Below are 15,893 nucleotides of genomic sequence, written 5' to 3' on the forward strand. Positions count from 1 at the left end.
ATCTAGCTGTTAAACACGTAGTAACAAAGTATCAATCGAGTAAAAAATTTACCTTTATTATTTTTGTTGATATTAAAATTAGGCCCTAAATGAATTTAAAAAATAAAGTGATAATTGTAACTGGCGCATCGAGTGGCATTGGTAAAGCTTGTGCCGAAGAATTTGCTAAAAGAGGTGCAAATTTAGTTTTAGCAGCACGCCAATATGTTACCCTTTGTGAAATAACGGCCGATTTAGAGCAAAAATATGGTATTAGAGCAGTTGCCGTACAGGCAGATGTAAGTAGAGAAACAGACTGCGAGCTGATTATAAAGCACGCAATGGCGTCTTTTAACCAAATTGATATTTTAGTAAATAATGCCGGACTTTCTATGCGGGCTTTGTTTAAAGATGTAGATTTAGCCGTACTTAAAAATTTAATGGATGTTAATTTTTGGGGAGCAGTTTATTGCACAAAATATGCATTGCCAGAGATTTTAAAAACCAAAGGCAGTATTGTGGCGGTATCTTCTATCGCCGGCTATCGCGGTTTACCCGGCAGAACGGGCTATTCTGCTTCTAAATTTGCGATGAATGGTTTTATAGAATCGCTCCGTACCGAACTTTTAAAAACTGGCGTTAATGTGCTTTTGGCCTGTCCGGGTTTTACAACTTCAAATATCCGCGTTGCGGCGCTGGCTAAAGATGGTATTGCACATGGCGAAACCAGCATGGAAGAAGGTAAAATGATGACATCAGAAGCGGTTGCCAGCAATATTGCCGATGGAATTGAAAACCGAAAACGAACGCTAATTATGACCGGACAAGGTAAATTAGCCGTTTGGATGAATAAACTGTTCCCGAAATTTACCGATAAAAAAGTATTCGAATTATTCGCAAAGGAAAAAAATCCGCTACTTGAAGTTTAAAAAGTAGTACAAGAATTTGCGCCGATGATATTTAGCGCATTTAGAATTTTAATGCAGTAGTTTTACTACGTCAAAATCCAAAGCATAAACAATTCCGTTAATTAGGTGTAAATAAACACAAACATTTTTATGTACAAAAAGATCCTTTTCATTATTCTTCTATTCCCATTTTTAGTTACGTCCGCTCAGGTTAAAACCGCCAAAAACCTCAATTACCTCGGTAATGATGAGGTTAGCAATACGCTAAATATCTATTACAAAAACGACTCTATAAAAAACAAACCTGTAATTATTTTCATTCACGGTGGCTCTTGGAGTACCGGAAAAAAGGAAACCTATTGGTGGCTAGGGCGAAATTTTGCGAGAAAAGGTGTGGTAACGGTGATTATTAATTATCCATTGGCACCAAATGCAGGCTATGAAAAAATGGCGACAGATTGTGCTTCTGCTGTGAAATGGGTGCAAGAAAATATTGCAAATTATAAGGGAAGTGGTGAAAAAATATTTTTAATGGGGCACTCTGCTGGTGCGCATTTAGCGGAGTTAATTAACGCCGATCCTAAATATTTTAAAAATATTGGCATAAAAAACCCAGTTAAAGGTGTTATTCTAAACGATCCTTTCGGGTTGGATATGTACGAATATTTAACAAAAGCAGAGAAAGACGATTCGTACACTAATTTTTTAAGAACATTTACCAATGATCCCGCAAATTGGAAGAAAGGTTCGCCACTTACTTATGTAGATAATATTAAAAATCCTCATTTACTTTTTTACGGTGCAAAAACCTATGATGCCATTAAAATTCAAACCCCAAGGTTAAATCAAATTTTAAAGGCAAATCATGTACCGTCAGAAATTGTAGAAGTTAAGGGTAAAAGCCATGTGCCGATGATTACCCAAATGATTTTTGGTTGCAATAAATTGTATGCGAAAATCGTTTCTTTCGTTAATGAGTAGTATTTTTATTCCGTTTTACGATAATTGAAAATAAAATATTATGCAGCTATAATGAAGTACAAAACTACTTTTTATTTATACTGGAATATTGGCTTTTGTAAAAATAAAACTGCACTTTTGCAACCTGTTAAAATGAGGTTTTTTATGTCGTAAGTACATTTTTTAGTTATGGAAGAATTGGTTGTAGAAGATATCCTCGGGTTATTGGATCAGGATAATGATAAGGCTTTAAAAAAGTACTTAGATCAACTAAATATTTCTGATGTTGAAGAATTAATAGATGAACTTCCACAGCATGCTGCCAAATTTATCGAAACCTTATCTGTAAATAGAGCGGTAAACGTTTTCAGAATTCTAGACTTCCCTACACAGGAAAGAATTATAAAAAAACTATCTGGCAATAAACTTAATCAAATCATAAAAGATCTTCCTCCAGATGATCGTACGGCATTATTTACCGAATTGAAAGGTGATGTTGTAAAAAAAATGATTTCACTTCTTCCGCCAGAAGAGCGTAAAGAATCGCTTTCTTTATTGGGTTACAAAGAAGATAGTGTTGGGCGATTAATGACGCCCGATTACATTGCCGTAAAGCCAGAATGGAGTATTGCAAGGGTTTTGGCACACATTAGGCGCTACGGAAAAAACTCAGAAACCATTGATGTTATTTACGTTATCGATAAGGACGGTGTACTAATTGATGATATTAGAATTAGAGAGGTTTTATTAGCCGATCCAGATTCTATAATAGGTGAACTTACCGATAAACGCTACATCTTTTTAGGTGCAAACGATCCGCAAGAAGAAGCCATTAATATTTTTAGAATGAATAATAGGGTTGCACTGCCTGTTATTGATGAAAATAAAGTGTTGTTGGGTATCGTTACGGTGGATGATATTTTATGGATTGCGCATGAAGAATACACCGAAGACATGCAGAAATTTGGTGGAACTGAGGCTTTAGATGAACCTTATCTCGATATCCCGATATTAAAGTTAGTTAAAAAAAGAGCCAGCTGGTTAGTGGTACTTTTTTTAGGCGAAATGCTTACTGCAACAGCTATGCAACATTTCGAAATTGAACTGGAAAAAGCGGTTGTGCTATCCTTATTTATTCCTTTAATTATGAGCAGTGGCGGAAATAGTGGCTCTCAGGCATCAACACTAATTATTCAAGCAATGGCGCTTGGCGAAGTAACCATTACTTCGTGGTGGAATGTGATGAAAAGAGAATTGTTTTCTGGAACTTTATTGGGTTTAATTTTAGGCACAATTGGTTTCATCCGCATTGCGATATGGCAAAATTTACATTTGTACAATTACGGCGAGCATTGGTTTTTAATTGCTTTAACGATATTTTTTACTTTAATTGGCATTGTACTTTGGGGAAGTTTAATCGGCTCAATGATGCCCATAATTATGAAAAAACTTAAACTCGACCCAGCAACTTCTTCGGCGCCTTTTGTGGCCACGATGGTTGATGTTACAGGTATTGTGATCTATTTTAGCATTGCACTTTTGATTTTAAAAGGCGTTTTACTCTAAAAATAAAATGATGAAAAAGAAAATTACGACGCTTTTTACCGACATCGGTGGCGTGCTTTTAACCAATGGATGGGATCATTTAGCGAGGGCAGAGGCATGTAAATTGTTTAATTTAAGCGTGAAAGATGTTGAAGAAAGACATCATTTAACTTTTGATACTTATGAAGTGGGCAAAATTACGCTCGATGAGTATTTGGAGCGAATTGTTTTTTATGAAGAACGAAGTTTTACGATTAACGATTTTAAAAATTTCATGTTTAGCAAATCGTTACCCTATCAAAATATGATTGATTTGGTGTGTAAATTGAAACAAAAATACAATCTTAAAGTCGCGGTAATTAGCAACGAAGGCAGAGAACTCAATCAATACAGAATTGCAACTTTTAAATTAACCGACTTTATCGATTTTTTCGTTTCTTCGAGTTTTGTTCATTTTCGTAAACCCGATGCCGATATTTTTAAAGTGGCTATTGATATTTCACAAAGTGATTTAGAGACCAGTATTTATATCGATGACAGAATGCTGTTTGTGCAAATTGCCGAAAGTCTTGGTTTAAAAGGCATTCACCATGTAGATTACGAGGATACTAAAAGTCAATTGAAAGGCTTTGGGTTAGAACTTTAATTGACTTCTTTGGAAAAACTATTCTGTATATATAAATAATTCTCTCGGTAACTAAGGCATAAAAAAAGCCACCCTTTCAGGTAGCTTTATGCTTTTCAAAGTCCCCTTTAGGGGATTTAGGGATTAAACGTTAAAACGGAAATGCATAATATCTCCATCTTCGACAACGTAAGTTTTTCCTTCTACGCCTAATTTGCCAACTTCTTTACAAGCGTTTTCTGAGCCTAAAGTTACAAAATCAATGTATTTAATCACTTCAGCACGGATAAAACCTTTTTCAAAATCGGTATGGATTACGCCCGCTGCTTGTGGCGCAGTGAAGCCTTTAGTTATTGTCCAAGCCCTAACTTCTTGTACACCTGCAGTAAAATAAGTGTATAAGTTTAATAATTTATAAGCTGTGCGAATCAGTTTATTTACACCAGATTCATCTAACCCTAAATCGGCCAAAAATTCCTGACGCTCTTCATAACTTTCCAATTCTGCAATTTCTGATTCGATTTTCGCAGAAATCACCAAAACCTCTGCTTTTTCATCACCAACACTTGCTTTTACTAAATCAACATATTTATTGCCTGCAACAACCGATGCCTCATCAACATTACAAACATACATTACTGGCTTTTGAGTAAGTAAACCTAAATCTTCAATATAATCGAAATCATCTTGAGGTAAGTTTGCTGTACGAATCGATTTTCCGTTTTCTAAGTGCGCTTTAACTAAGTTTAAAATTTCGAAAGTACGTTTAGCATCTTTATCCGTTTTAGCCATTTTTTCAACCTTCTGAATACGTTTATCAACGGTATCTAAATCTTTAAGTTGTAATTCGGTATCAATAATTTCTTTATCTCTTATCGGATCAACAGAACCATCAACGTGAATTACGTTACCATCATCAAAGCAACGCAAAACATGAATAATTGCATTAGTAGCACGGATATTCCCTAAAAATTGATTGCCTAAACCTTCACCTTTTGAAGCGCCTTTAACCAAGCCTGCTATATCTACAATTTCTATCGTATTGGGTTGTACCTTATTCGGTTTCACCAATTCAGCTAGTTTTGTTAAGCGATCATCCGGTACGGTTATTACACCAATATTTGGCTCAATCGTACAAAACGGAAAGTTAGCAGCCTGTGCCTTTGCGTTTGATAAACAGTTAAAAAGAGTAGATTTCCCAACATTTGGTAAACCTACAATACCACATTGTAATGCCATTTATATATTATTATACGTTTTCAATTCTTTTATTTTTGTTACGGGTTGTGAGTTATTAGTTACCGGTTGTCAGTTGTAAGTTAACAGTTGTCAGTTACTAGTTATCCTTTGCGTGTTAAAAATACATGTTTGATTCAAAATAGAAGTGCTATTTCCAATTCGCTATTTCAACTCATCACTCATCACTCAAAACTCATATCTAGTTCCAAAGTTTGCAAAGATAAGGTTTTAAAATCTTATTTAATGTTAAGGTTTATGCCATTGCAGATATTTTGTGGTAGTTTAGCGCAAATTTATATTTTTGTCCTTATGGAAAATTTTGATCAAGAAGTTACGCAGCCATCTGAAGTTAAATTAGTAGTTACCGAAGAAATGAGGAGTTACATTTACGACGCAACGAAATGGTGTAAACTTTTGGCTATTGTGGGCATTGTTGTTTCTATATTTCTGTTAATTGGTTCTTTCGGCATTGGTGCCTTAATTAATGCCGATCCTAAAATGCAAGCGCAGTTAGGGCCTTTAGCAAGTGCTGGCGGTTTGGGGGTTACTATTTTTTACCTATTAATGGGGTTACTTTATTTTTACCCGAGTATTTTGCTTTATAAGTTTGCAAATAAAGGTAAGCAGGGTGTTTTATTTGGCGATCAGGCAAGTTTGAACGAAGCTTTTTTAAGCATAAAATCACTTTTCAAGTTTATGGGTATCCTTACTATTGTACTGGTTGCTACTTATTTTATTTTCGTTTTAGTAATGGGAGCAGGGTTGTTGAAAATGTAATTATTTAAATGTGTGCTTTCGTGGGTTAAGTAGTTAATAAGTGGAGCTTGATAACTAAATATTACTTTCGAGAGGCTAAATTCCGTTTTTGGTTAGCGCGGCCGTCACCCTGTCCCGATGCATCGGGACAGGGACTTTACAGCAAGAAATATGCTAATCCCTAAAAGGCGCGATAGCAGTACCATAACCCTAAGTGTAAGGCTAGTGGAGAATTATCTTCATCCAAAAAATTATCGAACTTAAGTTAATAAGCGCAATCATTAAAAAATTTAATCACCTATTGGCGCATTTAAAAATACAATAACTATCCTTAAAACATCAGAAGCACTCTTTTTCAAACTTAGGATGCTTTTTGATCTAATTTTCTTAAGCGATGTGTTCGCTGTAAATACAAAAGCGCAGGCATAAAAAAAGCCCTCGATAAAAATCGAAGGCTTGGTATTTAATTTATTAACATTTAAAAAGAAAAATCGTCGTTTGGTTTTGTAGTATGCTCGCTATTTTCAGAATATTCGTAGCGCTTTTCAACAACATCTTGGTTTGTTTTGATATAATCCACAGTTTCAGTTAAACCTTCAGTAAATTTTTCAAAATCTTCTTTATACAAAAAGATTTTGTGCTTCACAAAGACACCGTCTTCTAATCTTTTCTTGCTCTCGGTAATTGTCAGGTAATAATCACCCGAACGAGTTGCTTTAACATCGAAGAAATAAGTTCTTTTACCTGCCCTTACTTTCTTCGAATAAACTTCTTCTCTCTCTTTGTTGTCAAATTCTCCCATGGTTGGTATTAGTGTTGATTTTGGTTTCGGTAAATATAAAGCAAATATTTAAAGTTCAAAATATAAAAAGCATAAATTAAAACACGTTGCTTTCTTCTTCCAATAACTGGTTATTATACAAATCGGTATAACGTCCACCTAGTTTAAGTAGCTCATTATGTGTGCCTTGTTCTACAATTTTCCCTTCATCCAACACTATAATTTTATCAGCATTTTTTATGGTCGATATTCTATGTGCAATAAGGATACTTGTTTTATCCTTCATTATTTTGCCCAAGTTCTGCAAAATTTCCTCTTCCGTTTTAGTATCAACAGCCGAAAGGCAATCGTCGAAAATAAGCACTTTTGGCGATTTTATTAACGCTCTAGCAATAGAAACACGTTGTTTTTGTCCGCCCGACAGAGTAATTCCGCGTTCGCCAAGCATGGTTTCGAATCTGAGTTCAAAATTCATAATGTTATGGTAAACTGAAGCACTTTTGGCGGCATCGTACACCGCTTCATCTGTTACGCTATCTAAACCAAAAGCAATGTTGTTTTTAATCGAATCTGAAAATAGGAAAACTTCTTGCGGCACAAACCCGATTTGGTTGCGGTAATTACTAAGATTAAGCTCAGGCAATGTATAACCATCAACTTTAATTTTTCCGTTATCCACATCATACATTCTCATAATTAAATTGGCTAAAGTAGATTTTCCCGAACCCGTTTTACCAATAATCGCAACAAATTCTCCACTTTTAATCTCAAAATTTATATCCGTCAGCGCTTTTATTCCCGTATCCGGATAAGTAAAATTTACGTGCTCAAATTTAATGTTCCCTGTAAGTTCTACCTCACTTTGCTTGCCAGATTGAATATCGGGCGCAATATGTAAAAATTCATTAATCCTTTCTTGCGAAGCGGCTGCCCTTTGAATAAGTGATGTAACCCAACCCAACATGGTTACCGGAAAAGTTAACTGCGTAATATAAATGATAAATTCGGCAATGTTACCCGCCGTTATACTGCCATTTATAACTTGAATTCCACCTACATATATCGTTAATATCGTACTCATGCCAATTAACAAAAGCATGGTTGGGTAAAAAAGTGCCGATACCTTAACTAGGCTCATCGAATCTTCCTTATATTCATTGCTCTGAATTTTAAAAGTATCACGGGTATGATCTTCACGCACGTAAGATTTTATAATTCTAATACCTGAAAAACGCTCTTGTACAAAGCTGGATAAATCGGATAAGCGTTCTTGTATTCTACCACTCTTTTTAAAAATTAGCGTATTTACATAATAAATAATCACCACTAATAAGGGGAGTGGCAGTAAACAAAATATGGCCAGTTTTGCATTTACATTAAACATCGATGTGATGATAAGAAGCGAAAGTACAAACGTATTAATGGTGTACATAATAGCAGGGCCAACATACATACGTACTCTATTTACATCTTCCGTTGCACGGGCCATTAAATCGCCGGTGTTGTTTCGCCTGTAAAAACCTAAACTTAATCGCTGGTAATGCTGATAAATATCATTTTTCATGTCAAACTCAATATGTCTCGACATTAATATGATGGTTTGACGCATTAAAAATAAAAATAAGCCACGCAAAATATACAAACTAATAACTAAAGTACCGAAAAATAAAAGTGTTTTGCTAAAAATATCATAGATGATTTCTTGACGGTTAAAGCCATTAAAAAGTGTATAAACCTGGATATTTTCGGTAATTAAATCGAAAGCATAGCCAATTACCTGCGCTGGTATTACGGCAAAAATATTAGAGATAACCACGAAAATGATGCCCGGGATAATTCTCCATTTGTATTTATAAAAGTATTTATTTAGATAACGTAAATGTTTCATACTGTACAAACTTATATAATTTGTATAGCTTCAGCCAACAAATTGTTTAATAGAACTGTAATTTTATTATTGTTATACTAAAATCGTGTATAAGTGGTTTTTTTATTTTAATTTTGCGCCGTTAAGAATACTTAATATTATGCCTACAAATTCTAATTCAGACTATTCAATATTAAATCAATTGAGTGCCTATGGGCACAAAAAGTTGGTTTTTTGCAATGATGCTGATTCTGGTTTAAAAGCAATTATTGCCATACACGATACCACACTGGGCCCAGCATTGGGCGGTACAAGGATGTGGAGTTACGCCACCGAAGGTGAAGCTTTGCAAGATGCGTTGCGTTTATCGAGAGGGATGACTTATAAAGCAGCTATTACAGGTTTAAATTTAGGAGGTGGCAAAGGTGTAATTATTGGCGATTCGAGAAAAGACAAGACTGAAGCCTTGATGCGCAGCTACGGTAAATTTATAAAAAACCTAAACGGTGAATTTATAACTGCCGAAGAAATGGGCACCAATACCAGAGATATGGAGTTTATCCGCATGGAAACTAGCCATGTTACAGGTGTGCCCGAATCGCTGGGCGGTGCCGGAAATCCTGCTCCATTTACTGCTCAAGGTGTGTATTTAGGCATAAAAGCAAGCGTAAAAGAAGTTTTTGGTACGGATATGCTTGCAGGCAGAACCATTGTTGTACAAGGAATTGGGAATGTGGGTGAGCATTTAGTAGCATTACTAAGAAAAGAAAATGCTGAAGTGTTAATTAGCGATATTAACCAAGAGCAATTAACGTATGTTGCTAAAAAATATAAAGCCAAACCAATTGATGCCGATAAAATTTTCGGTATTGCTGCTGATGTTTACGCACCCTGCGCAATGGGAGCAACGGTAAACAGTAAAACGATTGCAAAAATGAAGTTCGCTATTATTGCAGGTTCTGCAAATAATCAATTGAAAGATGAAATAGCAGACAGTGAATTATTATTGAAAAAAGGGATTTTATTTGCGCCCGATTACGTTATAAATGCAGGTGGTTTAATTGCTTGCTATTCAGAATTGACAGGTTTTAGCAAAAAAAGAACGGTACAGCTTACCGAAAACATTTATGAAGCTACCAGAAATGTAATTAAATTAAGCAAAGCAGAAAATATTGCTACAAATATTGCAGCAAACCGAATTGCAGAAAAACGGATTGCTGATATAAAGAAAATTAACTCAACTTATTAAATAATTAAAAAAGGCTAACAGCCACATCGTTCTTACATTCATGTTAAATAGAAGGCACTTAAGAATTAAAGCTTTGCAAAACATATTTGCTTGGCATCTTACAAACAAAAAAGACATTAAAGGCGAGTTAAAAACCTTAATGCAAAGCATTGATAGTGTTTATGAAATGTACATTTGGATGCTATCGTTAATGGTAGAGGTTACCGAGTTTACGGCTAATGATGCTGCCGAACGTGCAAACAAGCATATTAAATCTGCTGATGATTTAAACCCGAACATGAAGTTGTTGCACAACAAGTTTAGTGTAATGTTGCAACAAAACCCTGATTATGTTTCGGCCATAAAAAAGTATGATGTAAGCTGGGGTTTTGATCCAGAAATCCGTAAAACAGTTTATAATGCATTAAAAGCATCAAAAGAATATGCAACTTATTTAGCTGATGAAAATGATAGTCTTGAATCTTCAAAAGATATCATCAAATACATTTTTCGTAAAATCTTGCTAAAAAATCAAACCGTTCTTCAAGTGTTTGAAGAAAAGTTTATCAATTGGCAGGTAGATAACGAAGTGATGAAAGGAATGGTAGCAAAAACGCTAAAGAATTTCACTTCGGAAGATCCTTTTAAAAATAAGCTGACTGAAATTAGTGCCGATTGGGTAGAAGATAGCAAATTTGTGCAAGATTTGTTTATTTATACTTTGCAAAACGACGCAAAATATCAAGAAATGATCGCCGAGAGAACCAAAAACTGGGAATCGGAAAGAATTGCTTTAATGGATACCATTTTAATGAAAATGGCAATTTGCGAATTACTTAATTTCCCTTCAATTCCTGTTAAAGTTACCATAAACGAATACTTAGAACTGTCAAAAGATTACAGTACACCGAAAAGTAATTCGTTTATTAACGGTATTTTAGATAAAATTTTAGGCGATCTTAAAAAGAACAACACGCTTAAAAAAATTGGTAGAGGACTGATAGAAGATTAATATGAAGAATTTAATTATTATTGCCATTTGTGCTGTTACATTAATAGCTTGCCACAATGCCAATAACGGTGCAAAAGCGCCAAATGTATCCGTAGGAAATGAAAAAAAAGCTATAATTCCATCCGCAGATGCGCCAATAATTGCTTTTGAAAGAGAAGTTTTCGATTTTGGTAAAATTGTAGAGGGCGAAAAAGTTCAACACGATTTTAAATTCATCAATAAAGGTAAAACACCGCTAATTATTACAGAAGCAATTGCAACTTGTGGCTGCACAATGCCCGAAGTGCCAAAAGAACCTATTTTACCAGGCGGAGAAGGCACTGTTAAAGTTATATTTAGTAGCCAAGGTAAAATGGGCATTCAAGATAAAGTAATTACCATTACTTCAAATGCAAATCCATCACAAAGTATGGTTCACTTAGTTGGCGAAGTTGTAGAGAAGAATTAATTTATCTTAAAAAAGCATATAAAAATTCAATATAAAATAGAAAAAACATGACAACAACAATAATTTTGCAAGCAGCGGCAGGCGGTTTTGATCCGAAGATGCTAATCATGATGGGTGCAATCGTAATCGTATTCTACTTTTTTATGATTCGTCCGCAAGTTAAAAAAGCAAAAGACCATAAAAAATTGGTAGATGATTTAAAGAAAGGCGATAAAATTGTAACTACTGCGGGTATTCACGGTCGTATATTCGATTCTAACGATACTACTTTTTTAATTGAAGTAGAAGGTGGAACTAAAATCCGTTTCGATAAAACTGCAGTTTCTTTAGATGCAACAAAAGCATTAGCGCCAAAAGCATAATTTTAATAATATTTTTTAAAAAGCTACTTGAGCAATCAAGTAGCTTTTTTATTCAGCTAAAGTTATAGAAATACCAAACTTTACTTTTACAGCTATCCCATGTTGTATTCCAGGATGCCAATAACCTGATTTATTAAATACCCTCACTATCTCTTTTTTTATAACATTATCAACATTATCTGGAAATATAATCTCCTTTATAGCGCCGTCAGTATCTACCACGAATTGGAGATATAATTTTTTACTTTCCTTGGGTATAACAAAATCATCTGCAAATCTAATTTGACGTAGAAGTTCATAAAATAAATCCCTACCACCGGCATAAGTTGGCGGAGCACCTTCGGTTTTATATTTGTGAGTTTTCCCGTCGTTTGAGGTTGATATTCCAGATATAAATTTTCCATCTTTAAAAACTTCTTCATAAGTTCCTTTATCAAATCTTCCTTTCCATAACCCATCCTGAACACTATTAACATAATTTCCCTCTTCCAATTTCTCTTTGGTTTCCTCTTTAAAATATCCTGTGCCGTCTTTAACGGTTTGGTTTCCTAGCGAATCGAAGTAGCTAATAATTTTGCTCGAAAAGTTCTTTTTCAAATCATAACTGATGATACTGACGGATTTTATTTTTCCATTTCTATAGAAAGTACGATCTTCACCGTTAGGTCTTCCTCCCACATAATTAACTTCCTCTGTTAAAACCCCTTGCTCATCAAATTTTTTAACTATTCCTTCATAAACTAAAGTAGGCTCATATCTTGAAAGTTGTCCTATCGTCTTTTGATTGTCATTCATGTAAAATTCAGATAAATTGAATAGTATAGAACCAGAATCGGGCTCTGCGATGACGCGTCGATAATCAGCATTCGCCTTATCTTTTGTAATAACGTCATCTTTAATATAATATACATTTTGGCGTTTTTGCGCAGATGTACATAAACAGGCGAGTAATAAAGCCACTAATAAGTAATGTTTTTTCATTCAAGAGTATTTTTATTCACAAATATATATAATTTTAGATGATGCAAATTGAACAGGTAAAATTAATAAACCGTTAATAATGATTTAATTCCTTATCGCCTTACTTTACTTTTACTACATTTGATCGAATCCTATATTTTAGGCGCAGTTTAGCCCAAAAATCGGTTATTTTATTTTTTTATGCCATTTATTAAACTTACAAAATTAGAGAAACGCAGGGTATTTACCTTTTTAGCATGCCTATTGTTTGCTATTGGTGCTTGGCTTTTTTTGGCATTGAAGAATAAATATATTTACACAGCCAAAACGGTGCTGATTTATAAAGATTTTCCTCAAAAGCGAGCGTTTAATCCACTGCAATCTGATACCGTTAACTTAAAAGTTGAGGGTACAGGTTGGCAATTGCTATTTTCTAGGTTGCGTATCAATCCACAATCTATTATTTTAAGTCTAAATCAGCTTAATACCAAAAACTTTATCATTTCGTCTGATCAATTAAGCAGTATAAATAAGCAGTTAGACAGTAGGCAAAAAGTAATATCGTTAATACCAGACACATTATATTTCGATTTTTCGAAGCGAACGGTAAAACGCGTACCCATTCGGCTGATTAGGAAAGTTGGCTTTGTTAAGCAATTTGATCTTTCGAGCGAAATAAAAATGGTACCAAAGTTTGTAACTATTTCGGGTCCGTTAGAAGAATTGGAGAAAATAACAGATTGGCCAACAGATACTTTAAAAATAGTTGGTGTATCAGGTAATATAACTAAACGTATAGCAATGCAACACAGCACGTTAAAGAATGTGAGTATATTTCCATCTTCTGTTCAGGTTACGCTTCCTGTTGATGAGTTTACCGAAAAGACATTGGAAGTGCCGATTAAAATTTTAAATAATTATAGTTACAACAATATTAAGCTTTATCCTAATAAAGTTAAGGTAACTTTTGTTGTGGCGCTGAGCAACTTCAGTCAAATAGACGAAGATTTTATTGAGGCGAGTGTTGATGTTCAAGAGTGGCAAAATTTTGGCCATTCAAAACTCACAGTTAAGGTGCTTCAATTTCCGGCCTATTGTAAATTAGTTAGTATTGTACCATCAAAAGTTGATTTTTTAGTAGATAAATAATGTTTAAAGTAGGAATAACAGGTGGTATTGGTAGCGGAAAAACCACGGTTTGTAAGGTTTTCGAGGTTTTGGGCATTCCTGTGTTTTATGCAGATACGGTGGCTAAAGAAATCATGGTAAAAGATGATGTACTAATTAACGGCATTGAAGCCACTTTTGGGGCAGAAAGCTATTTTGCAAATGGTAAATTAAATAATAAACACATTGCAAACATTGTTTTTAATAACGAAGCAGAACTTGCAAAGCTAAATGCACTTGTTCACCCCGCAGTATTTAGGGCCTTTAATGATTGGGGAAATTCAATGCCCAACACGGTGCCATATACTTTAAAAGAGGCTGCTTTGCTTTTCGAAAGTAAATCGTACACGATGTGCGATACGACCATTTTGGTAACGGCGCCGATTGAATTGAGATTACAAAGAGTAATGGAACGAGATGGCGTAACCGAAGCGCAAGTTAAAGCAAGAATGGATAAACAGTTTAGCGATGAGGAAAAAGCTAAATTGGCCGTACACTTTATTGTAAATGATGAAAAAAATGCCATTATTGAACAGGTTTTTGCTTTGCACAATCACTTTTTAGCAAAAGCAAGTGCTCAAAGAAATCTTTAAACTTTACATTGTGGCTAGCCAATTTATATCCTAAGAATGATTTTAGACGATTTTATTACGATTACGCCAGCAGGATTGTACTGCGTTTATGGCGATTTTTATTTGGATCCGCAACAAGCAGTTAAACAAGCTGTGGTTTCTCATGCGCACGGCGACCATGCAATTGGTGGAAGTGAGAACGTTTATTGCACCAAACCTACAGCAACATTTATGCAACACCGGTATAGAAAATTTGCCGCTGTCGATTTTCATTTAAAAGGTTATAAAGAAGTTTTTAAAATAAAAGAAGTTGAAATTTCATTTTATCCAGCCGGACATATTTTGGGTTCTAGTCAAGTACTTATGGTGTACCAAGGTGTAAAGTATTTATATACTGGCGATTATAAAATAGAATTTGACCCTACTTGCGAACCATTTGAGTTTGTAAATGCCGATGTTTTAATTACCGAAAGTACATTTGCCAATCCTGAAACGATACACCCTTCGTCGATTGATGAAATTAAAAAGTTTAATGAAACGCGCTCAAATATTATGCTCGGTGCGTATGCTTTAGGTAAAAGTCAGCGCATTATTCATTTGTTAAACGAAAACTGTTCCGATAAAACCATTATGGTACATCATAGTATTTTACCTTTTGTAAAGATATATGAACAATATGGCGTGCAGTTGGGCAATTACAAATTATACGATCGCAAAGCGATGAAAAATAACCAAGAACAACAAGTTTACATCGTGCCACCAATGGTTTTTCACAGTTATCACAAAGCAATAAATGTAATTCGTGTATTTGCCTCTGGCTGGAAAAACCTGCAACAACAAAATGGAATTTCGCTATATATATCCGATCATGCAGATTGGAATGCCGTATTAAAAACGATTGATAAAGTGGACCCCAAACAAGTTTGGACTTTGCATGGAGATGGAAAACCGCTGAAAGAATATTTTAAAGATAGGTTAACAGTGAAAATACTTAACCCATAAAATGAATGCGTGAATTTGTTCGAAAAGCATCTCTATACGGAATGAAGGAACTGATAGGTCATTTAAAATTCAATCCCCAATAATTAAACATGAAAGAAGGAGAAGATTTTTATTTTAATGCAGATGGATTTATGGTATTTACCGAAGCTTATCATTTAAAACGGGGCTATTGTTGTAAAAATAAATGCAAGCACTGTCCGTGGGGTTATGGAAAAAAGAAAGAAACGAAATAATTTGATCCAGAAAAATCGCTCTTTTAGTCTTGAAAATCAACATTATTATAAATTTCAGCTAACGAAATCTCCAATCCAAAGTTCACAAAGCTTAATTCTTGCTGTAACTGATCATATTCTTTCAACTCCCAATTTTGTTTTTTATTGATGTGGAAAGCCTCTACAGAAATACACGCTGAATCAACCAAAATATACTCCCTAAGTTACTAAAAACTTTCAAAAAAAAAACAGATTAAAAAGAGGTCACTT

The 15,893-nt window shown here is 34.6% G+C and carries 18 protein-coding genes; 13 read left to right on the plus strand and 5 right to left on the minus strand.

The window, feature by feature from the left end:
* The first annotated feature begins 89 nt into the window (after nucleotides 1-89).
* The 4 genes from EZJ43_RS10100 to EZJ43_RS10115 all read left to right on the plus strand — a co-directional run bounded on the left by EZJ43_RS10100 (nucleotide 90) and on the right by EZJ43_RS10115 (nucleotide 4,038).
* Complete coding sequence (locus EZJ43_RS10100) at nucleotides 90-908, plus strand: SDR family oxidoreductase (protein ID WP_133262591.1); 819 nt, start codon at nucleotides 90-92, stop codon at nucleotides 906-908.
* A 129-nt stretch (nucleotides 909-1,037) separates the two neighbouring features.
* Nucleotides 1,038-1,868, plus strand: coding sequence for an alpha/beta hydrolase (locus EZJ43_RS10105; RefSeq protein ID WP_133262592.1), 831 nt, complete (start codon nucleotides 1,038-1,040; stop codon nucleotides 1,866-1,868).
* A 168-nt stretch (nucleotides 1,869-2,036) separates the two neighbouring features.
* Nucleotides 2,037-3,413, plus strand: coding sequence for a magnesium transporter (mgtE, locus tag EZJ43_RS10110; RefSeq protein ID WP_133262593.1), 1,377 nt, complete (start codon nucleotides 2,037-2,039; stop codon nucleotides 3,411-3,413).
* Nucleotides 3,414-3,423: 10 nt separating this feature from the next.
* A complete protein-coding gene (locus EZJ43_RS10115) occupies nucleotides 3,424-4,038 on the plus strand; it encodes an HAD hydrolase-like protein (protein WP_133262702.1) in 615 nt (204 codons plus the stop codon).
* A 123-nt stretch (nucleotides 4,039-4,161) separates the two neighbouring features.
* On the opposite strand, the gene ychF is transcribed toward EZJ43_RS10115, so the two are convergent.
* On the minus strand, nucleotides 4,162-5,256 hold the full coding sequence (gene ychF / locus EZJ43_RS10120; RefSeq protein ID WP_133262594.1) for a redox-regulated ATPase YchF: 1,095 nt from the start codon (nucleotides 5,254-5,256) through the stop codon (nucleotides 4,162-4,164).
* A 309-nt stretch (nucleotides 5,257-5,565) separates the two neighbouring features.
* On the opposite strand from ychF, the gene EZJ43_RS10125 reads away from it, so the two are divergent.
* On the plus strand, nucleotides 5,566-6,033 hold the full coding sequence (locus EZJ43_RS10125; protein ID WP_133262595.1) for a DUF5362 family protein: 468 nt from the start codon (nucleotides 5,566-5,568) through the stop codon (nucleotides 6,031-6,033).
* A gap of 457 nt (nucleotides 6,034-6,490) precedes the next feature.
* Here the strand turns inward: EZJ43_RS10125 and EZJ43_RS10130 are convergent, their stop codons facing one another.
* Together EZJ43_RS10130 and EZJ43_RS10135 are read right to left on the minus strand one after the other, a co-directional pair.
* Nucleotides 6,491-6,814 (minus strand): DUF3276 family protein, encoded by a 324-nt coding sequence (locus EZJ43_RS10130; RefSeq protein WP_133262596.1) that lies wholly within the window; start codon nucleotides 6,812-6,814, stop codon nucleotides 6,491-6,493.
* Between the two features lie 76 nt (nucleotides 6,815-6,890).
* Complete coding sequence (locus EZJ43_RS10135; RefSeq protein WP_133262597.1) at nucleotides 6,891-8,681, minus strand: ABC transporter ATP-binding protein; 1,791 nt, start codon at nucleotides 8,679-8,681, stop codon at nucleotides 6,891-6,893.
* A 139-nt stretch (nucleotides 8,682-8,820) separates the two neighbouring features.
* Between EZJ43_RS10135 and EZJ43_RS10140 the strand changes: the two genes are divergently transcribed.
* The 4 genes from EZJ43_RS10140 to yajC are packed head-to-tail and all read left to right on the plus strand — an operon-like array spanning nucleotide 8,821 to nucleotide 11,710.
* Nucleotides 8,821-9,909, plus strand: coding sequence for a Glu/Leu/Phe/Val family dehydrogenase (locus EZJ43_RS10140; protein ID WP_133262598.1), 1,089 nt, complete (start codon nucleotides 8,821-8,823; stop codon nucleotides 9,907-9,909).
* Between the two features lie 40 nt (nucleotides 9,910-9,949).
* Nucleotides 9,950-10,900, plus strand: coding sequence for a transcription antitermination factor NusB (nusB, locus tag EZJ43_RS10145; RefSeq protein ID WP_133262599.1), 951 nt, complete (start codon nucleotides 9,950-9,952; stop codon nucleotides 10,898-10,900).
* A gap of 1 nt (nucleotide 10,901) precedes the next feature.
* Nucleotides 10,902-11,348: a DUF1573 domain-containing protein gene (locus tag EZJ43_RS10150; protein WP_133262600.1), complete on the plus strand. Its 447-nt coding sequence runs from the start codon at nucleotides 10,902-10,904 to the stop codon at nucleotides 11,346-11,348.
* Nucleotides 11,349-11,395: 47 nt separating this feature from the next.
* On the plus strand, nucleotides 11,396-11,710 hold the full coding sequence (gene yajC, locus EZJ43_RS10155) for a preprotein translocase subunit YajC (RefSeq protein WP_133262601.1): 315 nt from the start codon (nucleotides 11,396-11,398) through the stop codon (nucleotides 11,708-11,710).
* A 48-nt stretch (nucleotides 11,711-11,758) separates the two neighbouring features.
* Here the strand turns inward: yajC and EZJ43_RS10160 are convergent, their stop codons facing one another.
* Entirely contained in the window at nucleotides 11,759-12,691 is a 933-nt protein-coding gene (locus EZJ43_RS10160) for a toxin-antitoxin system YwqK family antitoxin (RefSeq protein WP_133262602.1), read from the minus strand.
* A 180-nt stretch (nucleotides 12,692-12,871) separates the two neighbouring features.
* Here EZJ43_RS10160 and EZJ43_RS10165 point away from each other — a divergent pair, with 180 nt between their 5' ends.
* From EZJ43_RS10165 to EZJ43_RS17125, 4 genes are all read left to right on the plus strand, one after another.
* Nucleotides 12,872-13,819: a YbbR-like domain-containing protein gene (locus EZJ43_RS10165; protein WP_133262603.1), complete on the plus strand. Its 948-nt coding sequence runs from the start codon at nucleotides 12,872-12,874 to the stop codon at nucleotides 13,817-13,819.
* On the plus strand, nucleotides 13,819-14,430 hold the full coding sequence (gene coaE, locus EZJ43_RS10170; RefSeq protein WP_133262604.1) for a dephospho-CoA kinase: 612 nt from the start codon (nucleotides 13,819-13,821) through the stop codon (nucleotides 14,428-14,430). The genes EZJ43_RS10165 and coaE overlap by 1 nt, the downstream gene beginning before the upstream one ends.
* A gap of 36 nt (nucleotides 14,431-14,466) precedes the next feature.
* Nucleotides 14,467-15,411, plus strand: a complete 945-nt coding sequence (locus EZJ43_RS10175) for an exonuclease (protein ID WP_133262605.1) — start codon at nucleotides 14,467-14,469, stop codon at nucleotides 15,409-15,411.
* Between the two features lie 89 nt (nucleotides 15,412-15,500).
* Nucleotides 15,501-15,644, plus strand: coding sequence for a DUF5522 domain-containing protein (locus EZJ43_RS17125; RefSeq protein ID WP_165953134.1), 144 nt, complete (start codon nucleotides 15,501-15,503; stop codon nucleotides 15,642-15,644).
* Nucleotides 15,645-15,667: 23 nt separating this feature from the next.
* Here the strand turns inward: EZJ43_RS17125 and EZJ43_RS17130 are convergent, their stop codons facing one another.
* Nucleotides 15,668-15,832, minus strand: coding sequence for a hypothetical protein (locus EZJ43_RS17130; RefSeq protein ID WP_165953135.1), 165 nt, complete (start codon nucleotides 15,830-15,832; stop codon nucleotides 15,668-15,670).
* Between the last annotated feature and the right edge of the window lie 61 nt (nucleotides 15,833-15,893).

The organism is Pedobacter changchengzhani (assembly GCF_004354365.1).
Classification (GTDB): Bacteria; Bacteroidota; Bacteroidia; order Sphingobacteriales; family Sphingobacteriaceae; genus Pedobacter; species Pedobacter changchengzhani.

Coding starts and splice junctions, on each gene's coding strand:
- EZJ43_RS10100 (WP_133262591.1), top strand. CDS start 90: ATGAATTTAAAAAATAAAGTGATAATTGTAACTGGCGCATCGAGTGGC.
- EZJ43_RS10105 (WP_133262592.1), top strand. CDS start 1,038: ATGTACAAAAAGATCCTTTTCATTATTCTTCTATTCCCATTTTTAGTT.
- mgtE (WP_133262593.1), top strand. CDS start 2,037: ATGGAAGAATTGGTTGTAGAAGATATCCTCGGGTTATTGGATCAGGAT.
- EZJ43_RS10115 (WP_133262702.1), top strand. CDS start 3,424: ATGAAAAAGAAAATTACGACGCTTTTTACCGACATCGGTGGCGTGCTT.
- ychF (WP_133262594.1), bottom strand. CDS start 5,256: ATGGCATTACAATGTGGTATTGTAGGTTTACCAAATGTTGGGAAATCT.
- EZJ43_RS10125 (WP_133262595.1), top strand. CDS start 5,566: ATGGAAAATTTTGATCAAGAAGTTACGCAGCCATCTGAAGTTAAATTA.
- EZJ43_RS10130 (WP_133262596.1), bottom strand. CDS start 6,814: ATGGGAGAATTTGACAACAAAGAGAGAGAAGAAGTTTATTCGAAGAAA.
- EZJ43_RS10135 (WP_133262597.1), bottom strand. CDS start 8,681: ATGAAACATTTACGTTATCTAAATAAATACTTTTATAAATACAAATGG.
- EZJ43_RS10140 (WP_133262598.1), top strand. CDS start 8,821: ATGCCTACAAATTCTAATTCAGACTATTCAATATTAAATCAATTGAGT.
- nusB (WP_133262599.1), top strand. CDS start 9,950: ATGTTAAATAGAAGGCACTTAAGAATTAAAGCTTTGCAAAACATATTT.
- EZJ43_RS10150 (WP_133262600.1), top strand. CDS start 10,902: ATGAAGAATTTAATTATTATTGCCATTTGTGCTGTTACATTAATAGCT.
- yajC (WP_133262601.1), top strand. CDS start 11,396: ATGACAACAACAATAATTTTGCAAGCAGCGGCAGGCGGTTTTGATCCG.
- EZJ43_RS10160 (WP_133262602.1), bottom strand. CDS start 12,691: ATGAAAAAACATTACTTATTAGTGGCTTTATTACTCGCCTGTTTATGT.
- EZJ43_RS10165 (WP_133262603.1), top strand. CDS start 12,872: ATGCCATTTATTAAACTTACAAAATTAGAGAAACGCAGGGTATTTACC.
- coaE (WP_133262604.1), top strand. CDS start 13,819: ATGTTTAAAGTAGGAATAACAGGTGGTATTGGTAGCGGAAAAACCACG.
- EZJ43_RS10175 (WP_133262605.1), top strand. CDS start 14,467: ATGATTTTAGACGATTTTATTACGATTACGCCAGCAGGATTGTACTGC.
- EZJ43_RS17125 (WP_165953134.1), top strand. CDS start 15,501: ATGAAAGAAGGAGAAGATTTTTATTTTAATGCAGATGGATTTATGGTA.